Here is a 14746-nt window from a genome sequence, read left to right as displayed (position 1 = left end):
TAAAAGGGGATAAATTGATTATAAGTGACGAAAGCATTGATATTTTAATGGATGCTTTTCAAAATAAAGGTGAAGAGATGCCTAAAAATATATCATGGAATTTCATAGCGACGGTATTACTCGCGGGATCTTATTATGAATAAGTAAAAAAACGAAGAGTTTAAATAGCCCTTCGTTTTTTTACTTTATTTTTTCTCTACCAATTTTTTATTCTTCCAATCTAGTGTGAACAATTTATTAAATGTTTTTTGATCAACGTCTTTTACGTTGTTTCCAACCCAGTTTGCAGTTCCGAATGTGTAGCCTGGACGAAGTTGGTAGTCGTCGGCGTGTTTTGTATAAGCGACCTGTAAGTTAGATTGATCTGTATTTTTTTCAGAGATAACAACAGCAATCATACCAGGAGAGAAACCGCTATTTGTTAATGCTGGAAGTTGATCCATCGGTATTAAATTACCTTTTGCATCAGATTCATATAGGTATGTGCGAGAGTACATAAACAGTTGGTTTCCGTATAAAGAATGGTAGGAGTCACGTGTGTAAATACCCCAGTTTTGATTGTTATATCCGTTAAAGAATACGTTCCACTTTACGTTTTTGTTTGTTTGGTCAATTAAATTTGTTTTATAACTAGTTTGTTTATAGCTTACAGAGTCAGACCAAGTGACTTGACCAGTTGCACCAGCTTCACCGCTAGGGCCATTAGGCGTTACAGAAGCTTTAACAGAGCCACCAAGTTGATAAGATACGCTAGATGTTACAGTCGTTTCTTCTACAGCATTTGTAGGTGCTACGTTAAAGAAACGAGCGCTGTTATCTTGAAGGTTAAATGCAACATCATATTGTGAAGGATAACGTAATGTTGCACTAGCGCCAGGGATTGGGTAGTTATCAATAGGTGCATCACTTATAGTAGGATTTGCTTTTAGAAAACTACCAGTTGTATTAATAACGGCAATCTGTTTATCAGCGCTTGGATCATCGATAAAAGTTACCTTTAAAGACATTGTCATATTATCAGCTTGATCATTATTAAATGTATTATAGCTCGTATGTGTTTTTGCATTTTGCCCGATATCTGTTACAACTTGTGACGTCGTTTGAGCGTAAGCAGCAGGTGTTGAAAGAGTTACAGCGCTACTAGCAAAAACAGCGGATAATGCTAAACATTTTAAGTATGTTTTAGAACGTTTCATACAATCACTTCCTTTTATCTTTGTCGATATATGTCGTATTACATTTATATCGTAACATGAAAATAAAACGGAATGGATGGTTATGCATAATTGCATAGATGAGTTTTGGAGGATAGAGATAATAGCATTTTATCAATCCTTATTAAGAAAATTGATGCGGTTTTATTTTATCCCGCTATTTGCTGGGCAGTAAGACCCCCACCTTAAAATGCAGCGAAAGCAAAGAAGTTAGGTGGGGGATGAATAAATCCCCACTGATTAAAGTTTCATTTTATATATTCCTCCTAATCAATTCTCCAACTTGCGTCGCAACAAACGCAACATCACTATCAATTTCATCCAACACGTAAGACTCTAAAATGCCCATTACAGCTGTTCCTAAAAATTTTAAGACGATATGTTTATCGATGTTTTTATTTACTGATGTGTCTGTATTTAATTTTTTCTCTATTTCACCCATGATGAAAGTTAGTAATTTTTTTTGAAATGATAAGGTGCTCTTACTTCTAAATAGTGCCGCAAAAAATGGTTTGTGTTCTTTGAAGTATTCAAACCATATGATTGTTCCTTCTATAAATTCTTTGTTTTGCTTCTCGTAGCATATTTCTTTTAATTGGTCTAAATGATCGTCCACAATTTTATCTAATAAATTGTACTTATCTAGATAGTGTAAGTAAAACGTTTTTCTTCCGATGTTTGCTTTTTCGGTAATGTTTTTAACTGTAATTTCATCAAATCCATCTGTAATTAACATTTCTATAAATGCCGATTGAATGGCGTTTTGTGATTTTATAATTCTTCTATCGATTTTCTCCATATCGTGTCCCTCCGTTGTTGATACACATATTTCTTTATGTGTGTATTATCACCCAAATGCGTAAATGTGGTCATTGAAACAAGGTTCTACTCATTTTATTATAAATATACATGTGAGTAATAACTCTCACAAGTGTAAAATTAATAATAAGATAAGGGTGGTTTTATATATGGCAGTTATGAAGGAAAATATAAGATTTTATGCAAGAGGTTTACAAGTTGCAGGTATTTTGAACATTCCTGAAGGTGCTGAGGAAAAGAAACAAAATCCATCGATTGTTTGTGTGCATCCAGGTAGTAGCTGTAAAGATCAAACAGCAGGATTGTATGCCGAGAAGTTAGCGGAACAAGGATATGTAACGCTTGCGTTTGATGCGTCATATCAAGGTGAAAGTGAAGGTACACCGAGATATATTGAAGAGCCAGCTGCGCGAGTTGAGGATATTCGCTCAGCAGTAGATTATTTAACTACTCTTCCTTATATAGATGAAGAACGTATCGGTGTGTTAGGTGTTTGTGCAGGCGGTGGTTATGCGGTAAATGCTGCGATGACAGAGCGCCGCATTAAAGCAGTTGGTACAGTTGTTGGTGCAAATATCGGTCGTTTAAATCGTGAGTCTAACCCGATTGGTGTGTTAGAGGCAATTGGTAAACAACGTACTGCTGAAGCACGCGGAGCAGAGGAAATGATTACAAATTGGATTCCTAAAAATCAGGAAGAGTTAGTAGCAGCGGGTATGACCGATATAGATATTGTAGAAGCAGTTGAGTATTACACAACGCCGCGAGGTCAAAGTGTGAACTCGCCAAATAAGTTAAACTTTACGAGTATGGGATCGGTAATTGGTTTTGATGCGTTCCATTTAGCAGATACGTTATTAACGCAGCCGCTGCAAATTATTGTCGGTAGCAAGCAAGGCGCATTCGGTTCTTATAAAGATGGTCATGAGCTGTATGAGAAAGCAGCTTCAGAGAAAAAAGATTTACTTGTTGTGGAAGGTGCGAGTCATTACGATTTATACGACCAACCAGAACCAGTAAGAATTGCAGTTGAAAAATTAACAAGTTTTTATAAAGAGCATTTGTAAAAACAATGTTGATATAAATGGTGCCTATAGTTGTTAGATACAAGTCTAACAACTATAGGTTTTTGCTATGATGAGCGAAGTGCTTAATATTTACGTTATAAGTGCATAACAAGTTATAATAAAAGAAATCAATAAGGAGGCTGGCTGTGAAGAATCTTCGTTATCTCAATATATTTACCATATTAATTATATACACACTACTTATGTTTTACATCGGCTGGAACGGATGGGTTTGGCTTCATGCGGTATTTGGCTGGGAATCTTGGGGATATTATGCTTTTATAGTTGCATTTATTTCATATGCGTACATTCTCGTGCAAGTGTTTAAGTTTTTGCCATTTCTGCGAACGATAGGTTCGATTTGGTTTGCGGTTATACAATATGCGCTTATGCTGTTGCCATTAGCTAATATTATGGTCTTTCTTTTACAGTTTTCAGTAGAGAAAGAAGCGGCAATTATTTGGACAGGGGCGGCTGTGATAGCTGCATTTATCTTTATCTTTGCGTATGGAGTATTTAATGCGTATAGCCCGGTAGTAAGAAAGTACGAGGTGCACATACCGAAAAAAGTAGAGGGACGTAAAAGTTTACGCATTGCGATGGCTTCTGATATGCATTTCGGTAAACTGTCTGGCGTTTCGCATTTAAAAAGGCTTGTTCGTCATGTAAATGAGATGGAACCTGATATTATTTTACTGCCAGGTGATATTATCGATGATCATCCAGGTGTGTTCATTCAAAAGAATATGGGACCAATCATGAAACAAATGAAAGCACCATTAGGCGTATATGGTGTTTTAGGGAACCATGAATACTATGGTAGAGCGGTTCCAGAGTTTTTACAAGAGATGGATAAGATTGATATTCGTATTCTTTTAGATGAAGTAATTACAATTGAAGATGACTTTTATCTCGTTGGAAGAAGAGATAAAACAGAGCGAGATCGTCAAAGCTTTGAACAATTAATGAGTACGGTAGATAAATCGATGCCTGTTATCGCAATGGATCACCAGCCATTTGAGTTGAAACAAGCAGCAGCGGCAGGTGTAGATTTATTATTATCCGGTCATACGCACCGCGGACAAATGGCGCCCAATCATATTGTAACGAGAAGAATGTACGAGCTAGACTGGGGATACGCACAAAAAGGTGCATTCCACGCGATTGTTTCTTCTGGTTTCGGATTCTGGGGACCACCGCTTAGACTTGGTAGTAGGTCGGAAATTGTGCAGGTAGAAGTTACATTTGAATAGGGGTTATGAAATAGAGAGCTGATGGCTCTCTATTTTTTTAAATAAAAACAAATAACAATAAATATTTATGTTGGTGCTAATTTCATAAAAGAGATAAGATTATAAGACTCGATTAAAATAAAGGGGGATTGTAAGTGATCATATCAGATGTACTATACGGAGAATTTGAAGTGGATCAAGTAGTAGAAGAATTAATTTCAAGTAAGTCTATGCAAAGGCTAAAAGGTATTCATCAAAATGGCGCAAGTTACTTAATGAACGAGAAATGGAATGTAACGCGCTTTGATCATTCAGTTGGTGTTATGTTATTAGTTAAAAAATTAGGTGGTTCAGTAAAAGAACAGATTGCTAGTTTACTGCATGACGTATCGCATACTGCTTTTTCCCATGTGATTGATTACGTTTTTGATAATGAAGATGAAAGTTATCATGAAGAGATATTTAGTTCTGTTGTGAAAAACTCAGAAATTCCAGCGATTCTTGCGAAGTATGGTTATAACTATGAAGATATTTTGTTAGATGATTCGAAATGGACGTTACTCGAAAGGTCAGCACCAGAATTATGCGCAGACAGAGTGGATTATACATTACGAGATATGTATACATATGGGTATGTTTCTTTAGAAGAAGTTCACAGTTTTTTAGAAGATGTCATCGCTGTAGATGGGAAAATGGTTGTTCAAAGTGTCGAAATGGCAGAATGGTTTACAGAAACGTATTACAAGGAAGTAATCGATTTCTTTATGGAACCAATGAATATTTACGGAAATGATATGTTAGCGAAAACGTTAAAGGTAGCTCTTCATAAAAGGATTATTCATGCAGATGATTTTCTTCTTGAAGATGAGGAGCTTATTTCAAAATTGCAACAATGTAATGACCCCGAAGTAGAAGCTTTATTAAGCAAAGTTCATCGAAATGTAAAAGTAAAAGAAGATAGAAACGATTATGATTTACATCAGAAAAATAAAGTGCGTCTTATTGATCCGCCGTTACTTCGTGAAGGAAAAATCGTTCAGTCGTCTGTTGTGTCAGAAAACATAAGACAGATGAGTGATATTGCTTATGAAAAAGCGGTGAGAGGGATGTATGTGAAATTGATTTCGGAATAAAAAAGAAGTAGCGCATCTTTTTTAGAGCGCTACTTCTTTTTTATTAATTATCAAACCAATTCCAAATCTCAATATCTCCAAGAGTCGCATAACGTACGTGCGGGGAGTTTTGTAATTTTAATAACTCTTTCGATGGGCCAGTAATAACAATTCCGTATACTTTTACACCGTTATCCTTTACATATTGATAACGTTTATCTAAGTTTAGTTCTTTCTCAGAAAGCGCTGCTATTTTGCTTACCGTTTTTTTATGGATAGAAAGAACGCGCATCATTTCGGTTACTTTGTCTTCTTGCGTTTTCTGCCCGTCAGTTTCATTATCGAGGAATCTTACATGTTCTGGAAACCCTATAGCTTCTCCGCCATGTAGGATATAGTCATCTACATTTTTTCTTTCTTGTCCTGTATCTAAAGCGTACCATACAGGAGTTGGAGGGAGTTCTTGTGCCTCGAATATGCTATATAAAAGCGGTTCTAATTCTTTTAAAGTGTAAGCTTTATCAAAAGAAATTGCTACTTCTGCAACGGTTCCATCATGTACTTTTGCAAGTGTATCCCATACTTTTTTTGATGAATCCTTTAAATAATCACCCTGCTCTGTTTTGGGATGAACAAAGAAGAGTTTTGGTTGATAGAACGGATTCATCCAAGTTTGCTTCGTGATATCTACAGATGATAAGAAGCTTTTTGTTTCTATTGTACCAAGTGGCATTTCTTTTTTACCGACGGTTCTTACTAAATCAAATTGGCTATTTGTACGGAAAAAAGCTTCTACACTTGTTCCGCCTCCCATAACGCGGCTATTTGGGATAGTTGCTTCAAGTGCCAGCGAAGGAACCTCTCTAATTTCTTTTAGCCTTTTATCATTATTAGCTTGAAAATAAAAGGCTGATAATACCCCGCCGATTATATAGATAACGATGCAAATTGATAATATAAAACCAAACGTTTGTAAACGATGTTTCCACTTAATTCTCCAAAAAGGAATTTTAAGATCTTTTGGAGGTAACTTTTTCTTAATTGGTTCTGTTTTTGTTAACAGCTCATCTAAGTAAGCTTCACACTCTTCACATGACTCAATATGACTTTCTAACAGTTCTTGTTCATCATGCGTGAGCGTTCCATTTTCATACTTCTTCCATAGTTTTTTAAATTCTGCACAGCCCATCTGTATCACTCCTTTATGCTTTTTATTTCTTTTCGTCCCCTGTGTAATTCAATTTTCACTTTCGCTAATGAGAGACCAGTCATTTCTGCTATTTCCTTATAGGAGAATCCATAGTAATCTCGTAGTAGTAGTAGGACATTTCGTCTTTCGAGCGGAAGAGAAGATAAACTGTCTAACCAACTAGCAATCTCATGTTTTACGAAATATTCATGTTCTGTACTTGGCACGTTTGGTAAATGGAATTCTTCCACTGTAGTTGTGTTATACTTTTTTTCTTTTCGATACCAATCGATAAAGGCGTTGTAGGCTATTGTAAATAACCACGGCCTAATTTCTTCGCCTTTATAATAATCAATATGGACGAGCATTCGGTAAAATGTTTCTTGCATGAGATCTTCCGCATAGTGGGAATCTCCGGTTAGGGAGAGAAGATAGCGAAATAAATCATGCATATGCTCTGAGTAAATTTCTTCTAATGATTGTTTGCGTTTCACTACATTTCCCTCCCTTCATACATAACAACGAAATACATATAAAAAAGTTACAATTTTTTATGGAATTATAGTAAAAAACGTCAAGAATTGGATTGTGTTCTCTTTTATCATAATACATATAAGGCGGGTGAACAGAGATGGAAAGCTATGAAACACAAATTCAAAGGTCAATTGATTATATTGAGGAAGATGTAATGGAAAAACAAACGCTGCGTAATTTAGCGCGGGTTGCAGGTTTTTCTGAGTCGCATTTTCATCGTGTATTTCAGGCGTTAGTAGGTGATACAGTAATGGAGTATGTTCGAAAGAGGAGGTTAGCCCGGGCAGCTTATCAACTTTCTCATACGGATGAAAAAGTTATTGATATCGCATTTGAGCATGGCTTTCAATCTCACGAAACGTTCACGAGAGCCTTTAAAAAATTATTTCAAATGACACCGAGTGAATATCGAAAACAAGAAATCGAAACACCGATGTATTACAGAGTGAATGTAAAGCAAAGAAAATTAAATCCGTATTTAGGAGGCATACAAATGGAATATCGTATTGTAAATAAACCAGAATTTTTAATGGCAGGTTATGAACTGAAGACGACAAGTAAAGAGGGGAAGAACCATCAAGACATCCCAGCATTTTGGCAAGAATATTTACAAAAAGATCTTGGAACAACGATTCCGAATCGTAAAGATACGAGCCAATGGGTAGAGCTTGGATTATGTACTGATTTTAATTTAGAAACAGGGGACTTCACTTATATTATTGGAATGGAAGTTACAGACTTTGAAAATGTACCAAATGAAATTGCAAAGCGTACTTTCCCTGCAGCAACATATGCAGTATTTACAACGCCGAAAGTTCCTCATAAAGAAATGGTATCGTCTATTCACCAAACTTGGAATGCAGTATTCTCAGAATGGTTCCCACATTCAGGTTATGAACATTGCGGAGTTACAGAGTTTGAACTGTACGATGAGCGTTGCCACGAAGATAAGAGTGAGTTTGCACAAGTAGAGCTTTGGATACCGGTGAAGAAAAAATAATAAGGTAAGAGCGAATCATTGGGAGATGGTTCGCTTTTTCATAAAAGGAGAAATGGGAAAATGTTCAAAAAACTAGAATGTGTATCTATACATACGAAAGATATAGAAAGATCAGTTTCTTTCTATAAAGAAATGGGAATGAAGCAAAACTGGATGATAGAAAGAGAACTAGAAGAAGGAGCTATTTGGACGTTAATAGGATTGAAATTTCCAGATGAGAAAAGTTCGGAGTTAGTAATAAGCAATCATCCGGATATTAATTTTACGGAAGTCGAAGTATTAGTAGAAGATGTACAACAAACGTATGAGAGTTTAAAAGATAATAAAGATGTAAAGTGGATTCGCGAACCATTTCCAACAGAATCAGGACATGTTGCAGTAATGGAAGCACCTGATGAGAATGTGTTTGTGTTAGTAGGGAAATAGCTGAAATATGGAGTGACCTTTCATAGTGAGTTATGAAGGGTTATTTTTACTTTGTATAGTAGTAGAGGAAGTAGGTTAGTATTGTCGATTTTTGTCGGTAAGTCGATATATCTAGAAAATCGCTGATATATTTTGAATTGCGCCGATATAATTTCATATACCGCTAAAACACCCCAAAAAAACGATCTGCATAATTTCAATTACCGTAAAACTCTCCCAGAAAAGAAAAAAAGACGCCACATAGCGTCTTTCCTACGAACGAAACGGAAACACAAGAATAATCGTCGTTCCTTTTCCGAGTGCACTATCAACGGAAATTGTCCCGTTATGAGCATGAACGAGCTGTTTTGTAATGGCTAGGCCAAGTCCAGTTCCAATGTTGCTTTCTTCTGTGTTTGTTCCGCGGTAATATCGTTCAAATAGAAGTTCTTTCGTTTTTTCATCCATTCCTTTTCCATCATCTGAAATGGAGAGTGTAAAGGAATTAGCGTTTTGTGATAGTTTTACGATGACAGTAGTTGTTTCGTTATTATGTTTTACCGCGTTTACGAGTAAGTTTTCGATAATACGCTGGAACCATTTTTCTTCAATGAAATATTGAATTTTATTTGAGCTCGGTACGAATTCAATATTTTGATTTTGGAGTGTTGGATTGTTAATAAATTGCAATAATACTTTTTGAACGAACTGATTGATTTCAACGTTTACGTGTTGGGCAGGAAGGCTGTTATTTTTTAATTGATACGTTAAGCTTAAATCATCAATTAATGTCGTCATATATTGAGATTTCTCTTTCATAACACTACCAAATTGCTGAATATCACGATCAGTCCAGTTATATTGATTCGATTCGAGTAATAATGCGTAGCCATATATAGAGCTAAGTGGTGTTTTTAAATCATGCGTTAGACCGGTAATCCATTCTTCTCGTGTTTGCTGGAGTACTTGCCTCATCGCATCATTTTTTTTGAGTGTAATAGAAAGGTGTTCTAGTGAACTTGTTACATCTCTAAACAAACGGAATGACCATTTTTCTTTACCAGATCGCCGGAACCTGACAGGTTTTCCTTTTTTACTAATAGGTTCTTCATACTTTCCACCAGCGATATTTTTTAGCCAGCGCATCGCATGTAATAACGGTTTTCCGAATTTATTACCGTACCAAATAGAAAGAATGACTAAATAAACAAATACGATAAGAAGGATTAATCCGCATCCGATGAGAAACTTCTTAGTAAATACATCTTCAATTTCGTCATCTGGATAGTAGTGCTCATTTTTTGCAGTTACAACGAGAAGGTTGCCACTATTTGCATCGTAAAAGCTAGACGTGTTTTCTTTATGATTCCACGGTTCTTTTTCATTAAGGGCAATTTGTATTGCTGAAAATGTTTTTTTCTTTCCAGTTGGATAGGAAAAAACCTCTTCGCCATTTTGATTAAATATTTGAAGTGTTGCTTTTTCTTTAGATAGTAACTGTTTTTCTTGGTCTGTTAATGCGAACGAATCCATCGTTAAAGAGGAATGCTCCTTTTGAATTGCTGTCAGTAACGCATTGCTTTTTAACATACCACCATAAATAACAAGTGCTTTCTTTTCTTCTAATTCAATTTCCCAATATGTAAATTTATAATTGCTTTCGATATGATGCTGTATATATGCGACTAAAGATGTCTTCGTATAAGCATCCGGAACATCATTTGGTGTATTAAAGTGGTAGAGGATTTTTCCGTTTTCATCTACAACTTGGAGCCAATCATTTTTCTCCTTTATTAAATCTTGCACTTCAGATTGTAACGAAATATGCCCATCTTCTGAAGAGATGTATCTTGAAATTGTAAAACTATCAGAATCCGGAATGTTAGGTTCGTATAAAGTACTAGTAAGAAGAAAAATTAAATAAGTAAAAGCAGCAACTACAGCGATAAGTAATGTAACTAAAACAAAAACGTGTTGCATGATAAATTGAATAATAAGTCGTTTATTAAAATTCATATCGTCACCCTACTTTGTAACGAACTTATAACCAAGCCCGCGAACGGTTTTTATATATTCTGGTTTACTTGGATCATGTTCAATTTTTTCACGTAGTTTTCGAATGTGGACCATAACAGTGTTGTCATCGCCATTATAGGCAGGTGCTCCCCAAACTTTTTCATATATTTCCTCTTTCGAAAATACGTAGTTCGGATTCTCGCAAAAGAAGAGTAGTAGTTGAAAGAGTTGAGCAGAACATTCGACAATGTGCCCATCTACTGTTAGTTCTGCAGAGTGCTGATCAATTTCAAATCTTCCAAATGAAATTGAGTGTGGTTTTTGTTCGTGTGGTACGGTTTGTTTCATATGTCTCCGAAGCTGTGCTTTCATACGTGCTACTACTTCTAATGGATTAAATGGTTTCGTAATATAATCATCTGCACCGTATGAAAATCCGGATATTTTATCTAAATCAGATGCTTTTGCTGATAGGAAGAAAATTGGACAATCTGTTTGTTGGCGAATGATTGGACAAATATCAAAACCAGATTGTCCAGGAAGCATTACATCTAAAATAATTAAATCGTAATTGTTTTGCTTAGTTAGAGATAAAGCCATTTCAGCTGATGTTGCAGTTGTAATATGAGAAAAGCCTTCTTTTTCAAGAATGGTAGTTAGTAATTGTAAAATTGCTGTTTCATCATCAACGAGTAAAATATTTGCTTGGTACATAAACATCCCTCCTAATTTTCTCGAATATCATATCATCATTTTGTAACTTATGGAATTTTTAAGGAAATTTTAAGGTTTTCTTTCGCAAAAAATTAAGAATCAAATGATATGATAAAAGTAACATAGGGGAGGAGATGAGTGTGAACCCGTTTCAAGTGATGCGAGCTAGATATTTTTTAATTGTATTTGCACTATTAATTTTAATAGCGAGAAGTAGTGGCGATTTGCTAACAAGTATATTTCATATACAAAATTCTTCTTTTATAAATATCCTTATATTCTATATCCTTCCGATGGTATGGATTTCTTATGAGTATAGAAAGCACCACATTTCATTTTCATTATTTGTTAATAAAAATGAAACATTTAACTTGGTACAAGTTTTATACATTACGGTTATGTTATGCATGTTTAGTTACGGGTATCTTATTTTGTATATGTATAGTTTTGCATGGATTACACCGGACTTTATTATGAACGCCCTGCATGAACCAATTGTAGATAGTACTGGGGGATATGTATCTCAAGTCATTAGGGTCGTATTCATCGCACCAATTATCGGGGAATTTGTTTTTCGCGGATTTTTACTTCAACGTTTTGCAACAAAATGGGGAACGAGCATAGCGACCATCGTTGTAGCAATATTGTTTGCGTTGTTACATGTTGATTTCCTCGGTGCAGCCATATTCAGCATCGTATTGTCAATCGTATATATTCGTACGAAAAGTTTACTCATGCCAATTGCAATACATATGTTAAACAATGCATTTGTAATAGGTGCGTCTTTTCTAATAAGTAGAGAAAAAATTATTAGTTTTGCCGATTTCTCAAATTATACGACATTCTTTCCTGGACTTATTATTTTTATAACAGGATTAAACTTAGTACTTATCTTTTTATTTGTTAATCGCAAATATTGGAGTAAAGAAGTGCCGGTTATATATGCAGAGCAGGAAAAGAGCTTTTCAGATGTAGTCGGGAGTAAATAAGATGAAGAAGACGGTTGAAAAAATATTAAAAGACATTATAGATTCTACGTCTATTACAGATATGTGTGATAAAAGCGTTTGTCATTTGCTTCAACCTGTAGTAGATACGATTGTGTTTCCAGAGTATTACTTATTTTCTAGTACTCATTTAAAAGAAAATATTATTTCTCTTCTTATTGTGTTCGGGGTTTTACTAATATTTGGTCTAATTGTAGAAGAAATGATGAAGCGCATCTTCAAAAAGAATGAAGAGAAGTATATGTGGATTCATAAAGTATTCGAGAAAGTAATGGTGGCTTTCCTTTTGTTTTATGGTATAAAAACAATCATTTACTTTATAGCTTTGAAACATCATTAATTCGAAATTTGAAAGGGATGTATAAAATTATATGAATGAAACGATATCATCAAATAAGTTTTTTTATTTGATTTTACTTAGTCTAGTGTTAATAACGACAGTGAATGTTATTTTGCGCTGGGAGGAAGCTTATTTTTTCATGTATTTAGCGCTCCATTTGCTAGGGATTTTATGTATAAGTGGTGGAGTCGTTACTGAAAAAAAGAATGAAGAAAGCGTTAACTATATGTGTGTGATCGGTCTTGTTTTACTTTTAGCCGTACAGGGTATTATGAAATATAGTTCTTTCTCTTTACAAGATTTTAGTTTATTAATAGATGTACTTCCTTAAAGAGGCTTTTTATTTTATCTAAAAAGGAAGTAGGGTACGTGTTGGTTTGTAAGTGTACGGATTGTGAACCGAAGAAAGTGTTTAAAGATAGGTAAAACTCTTCTTATGTAGAAGAGTTTTTTTATGTAAATAAAAAGATCCAGAGCAATTCACATAATAAGCTTGTTCTAATTTAGCGTGTACGAACTTACAATAATAATAGACAGGCAGCATAGAGGAGGGAATAGCGTGAAGAAGGTTATCGGTTGGTCGCTTTTTTTGTACGTTGGATTTGCGTTACTTATATATTGGTATTTATTTGGATGGAATCATGAACTTATTCCGGACATGTATAAGGGAACGAGTGCAGATCCAGAAACGTTTATGAGTACGAGAGAGCTTACGCTAAGCCAAGATTATTCGCGCGTGAAAAATTTACTATACTTTTTAGCGACGCCTCTTGAATGGATTATTTTATTATTTGTACTTGTGCTAGGTATTTCAAGAAAGTTTGAGAAATGGTCGAAGGAAACGACTAAAATAAGTGTTTTGCAAGTTGCGATTTATTTCTTTTATTTATCATTATTGACAACAGTGCTTGCCTTACCGATGCAATGGATTGGCCGGAAAGTGTCCGTTGATTACGGCATTTCAACACAAAGTACACAAAGCTGGATAAAAGATCATGTTATCGGTTTTTGGGAAAGTTATGCGACTATGTTAATCGTAGTTACCGTTCTATTATGGCTTATCCGTAAATTTCCGAAGAGATGGTGGCTCGCAGGATGGGCGCTCTCTGTTCCATTTACAATCTTTTTAACATTCATACAGCCTGTCGTTATTGATCCACTGTATAACGACTTCTCGACGCTGAAAAATAAAGAATTAGAAACGAAAATTTTAGCGATAGCAGACAAAGCGGACATTCCTGCTAAACACGTATATGAAGTAAATATGTCAGAAAAAACGAATGCATTAAATGCTTACGTAACAGGAATTGGCCCTAACGCCCGTATTGTAATGTGGGATACAACACTTAAGCAGTTAAAAGATAAAGAGATTTTATTTATAATGGCCCATGAAATGGGGCATTATGTTATGAAACATATATATTTTGGCGTTGCAAGTTATGTATTGCTATCGTTTATAGGTATGTTTTTAATTAGTCGTATTATAAATATGTGTATTCGCAAATGGGGAGATACATTGCAAATTTCAAAAGTAGCATGTTTCTCCATTTTACCTTTATTTTTCTTAATTTCTTCTGTCCTCTCTTTTGCAGCACAACCAGCAACAAACTACGTTTCACGTATAGAAGAAAGAGCGGCAGATCAATATGCTTTAAATATGACGAAGGATGGGAAATCTGGTGTGAAAACTTTTCAATATTTATCAAAAACAAGTTTAAGCCAAGTAAATCCGCCTGCGTTAGTAAAATTTTTCTTATACACGCACCCACCAATTTTTGAAAGAATTCATACGTTTGAACAATATGAGAAACAAAGCAAAAAGGAGTAGCATGATAGCTACTTCTTTTTTTATAGAGATATAAGTTTCATATTGGGAATATTTATCATTGCTTTTTATTACGATTTTGTAAATAATAAGCTATAAAATTCTAAAAATCTATATATAAAGGAATAAAGGTGGAAAAATGTATTTTTTACAAAATTTAAAAGTGAAATATAAATTATTAGCGCTTATTTCATTAGCAGTTTTAGGTATGGTAATTATGAGCAGTGTAGCAATTAATTCTATTAATAAGATTAAGCACGATACAGAGGTTG

The 14746-nt window shown here is 34.9% G+C and carries 15 protein-coding genes; 9 read left to right on the top strand and 6 right to left on the bottom strand.

Annotated features, from left to right (window positions below; genetic code table 11):
- Window positions 1-185 precede the first annotated feature (185 nt).
- Together cytK2 and ACQGS6_RS13930 are read right to left on the bottom strand one after the other, a co-directional pair.
- Complete coding sequence (gene cytK2, locus ACQGS6_RS13935; protein ID WP_000830629.1) at window positions 186-1196, bottom strand: beta-channel forming cytolysin CytK2; 1011 nt, start codon at window positions 1194-1196, stop codon at window positions 186-188.
- Window positions 1197-1467: 271 nt separating this feature from the next.
- Window positions 1468-2013 (bottom strand): TetR/AcrR family transcriptional regulator, encoded by a 546-nt coding sequence (locus tag ACQGS6_RS13930; protein ID WP_426965232.1) that lies wholly within the window; start codon window positions 2011-2013, stop codon window positions 1468-1470.
- Window positions 2014-2182: 169 nt separating this feature from the next.
- Here ACQGS6_RS13930 and ACQGS6_RS13925 point away from each other — a divergent pair, with 169 nt between their 5' ends.
- The 3 genes from ACQGS6_RS13925 to ACQGS6_RS13915 all read left to right on the top strand — a co-directional run bounded on the left by ACQGS6_RS13925 (window position 2183) and on the right by ACQGS6_RS13915 (window position 5465).
- The gene (locus ACQGS6_RS13925) at window positions 2183-3100 is read left to right on the top strand and encodes an alpha/beta hydrolase (protein WP_025966996.1); all 918 of its coding nucleotides are present in this window, start codon (window positions 2183-2185) and stop codon (window positions 3098-3100) included.
- A gap of 146 nt (window positions 3101-3246) precedes the next feature.
- Window positions 3247-4353 carry a metallophosphoesterase gene (locus ACQGS6_RS13920; RefSeq protein ID WP_000793735.1) on the top strand — a complete coding sequence of 369 codons (1107 nt, stop codon included), beginning with the start codon at window positions 3247-3249 and terminating at the stop codon, window positions 4351-4353.
- A 134-nt stretch (window positions 4354-4487) separates the two neighbouring features.
- Window positions 4488-5465 carry an HD domain-containing protein gene (locus ACQGS6_RS13915; RefSeq protein ID WP_000587072.1) on the top strand — a complete coding sequence of 326 codons (978 nt, stop codon included), beginning with the start codon at window positions 4488-4490 and terminating at the stop codon, window positions 5463-5465.
- 43 nt (window positions 5466-5508) lie between these two features.
- On the opposite strand, the gene ACQGS6_RS13910 is transcribed toward ACQGS6_RS13915, so the two are convergent.
- Together ACQGS6_RS13910 and ACQGS6_RS13905 are read right to left on the bottom strand one after the other, a co-directional pair.
- Window positions 5509-6633 carry an anti-sigma factor gene (locus tag ACQGS6_RS13910; protein WP_025966997.1) on the bottom strand — a complete coding sequence of 375 codons (1125 nt, stop codon included), beginning with the start codon at window positions 6631-6633 and terminating at the stop codon, window positions 5509-5511.
- 5 nt (window positions 6634-6638) lie between these two features.
- On the bottom strand, window positions 6639-7127 hold the full coding sequence (locus tag ACQGS6_RS13905; protein WP_426965231.1) for an RNA polymerase sigma factor: 489 nt from the start codon (window positions 7125-7127) through the stop codon (window positions 6639-6641).
- A 137-nt stretch (window positions 7128-7264) separates the two neighbouring features.
- Between ACQGS6_RS13905 and ACQGS6_RS13900 the strand changes: the two genes are divergently transcribed.
- Both ACQGS6_RS13900 and ACQGS6_RS13895 read left to right on the top strand, forming a co-directional pair.
- Complete coding sequence (locus tag ACQGS6_RS13900; protein ID WP_000446853.1) at window positions 7265-8167, top strand: AraC family transcriptional regulator; 903 nt, start codon at window positions 7265-7267, stop codon at window positions 8165-8167.
- A gap of 60 nt (window positions 8168-8227) precedes the next feature.
- Window positions 8228-8593 carry a VOC family protein gene (locus ACQGS6_RS13895; protein ID WP_000473643.1) on the top strand — a complete coding sequence of 122 codons (366 nt, stop codon included), beginning with the start codon at window positions 8228-8230 and terminating at the stop codon, window positions 8591-8593.
- A 252-nt stretch (window positions 8594-8845) separates the two neighbouring features.
- Here ACQGS6_RS13895 and ACQGS6_RS13890 read toward each other — a convergent pair whose 3' ends face one another.
- On the bottom strand, window positions 8846-10588 hold the full coding sequence (locus ACQGS6_RS13890) for a sensor histidine kinase (protein ID WP_001010440.1): 1743 nt from the start codon (window positions 10586-10588) through the stop codon (window positions 8846-8848).
- Between the two features lie 9 nt (window positions 10589-10597).
- A complete protein-coding gene (locus ACQGS6_RS13885) occupies window positions 10598-11302 on the bottom strand; it encodes a response regulator transcription factor (protein ID WP_000283870.1) in 705 nt (234 codons plus the stop codon).
- A gap of 140 nt (window positions 11303-11442) precedes the next feature.
- Between ACQGS6_RS13885 and ACQGS6_RS13880 the strand changes: the two genes are divergently transcribed.
- The 4 genes from ACQGS6_RS13880 (at window position 11443) to ACQGS6_RS13865 (ending at window position 14477) form a co-directional block, all read left to right on the top strand.
- Entirely contained in the window at window positions 11443-12291 is an 849-nt protein-coding gene (locus tag ACQGS6_RS13880) for a CPBP family intramembrane glutamic endopeptidase (protein WP_001067984.1), read from the top strand.
- A gap of 1 nt (window position 12292) precedes the next feature.
- Window positions 12293-12649 carry a hypothetical protein gene (locus ACQGS6_RS13875; protein WP_025967000.1) on the top strand — a complete coding sequence of 119 codons (357 nt, stop codon included), beginning with the start codon at window positions 12293-12295 and terminating at the stop codon, window positions 12647-12649.
- A 31-nt stretch (window positions 12650-12680) separates the two neighbouring features.
- The gene (locus ACQGS6_RS13870; RefSeq protein ID WP_001006050.1) at window positions 12681-12980 is read left to right on the top strand and encodes a DUF2101 family protein; all 300 of its coding nucleotides are present in this window, start codon (window positions 12681-12683) and stop codon (window positions 12978-12980) included.
- Between the two features lie 228 nt (window positions 12981-13208).
- Window positions 13209-14477 (top strand): M48 family metallopeptidase, encoded by a 1269-nt coding sequence (locus ACQGS6_RS13865; RefSeq protein WP_000755729.1) that lies wholly within the window; start codon window positions 13209-13211, stop codon window positions 14475-14477.
- Window positions 14478-14746: the final 269 nt, after the last annotated feature.

This window comes from Bacillus sp. GMs2/2, assembly GCF_050172095.1.
GTDB lineage: Bacteria > Bacillota > Bacilli > Bacillales > Bacillaceae_G > Bacillus_A > Bacillus_A cereus.
This window is presented reverse-complemented; position numbering and strand designations above follow the sequence as displayed.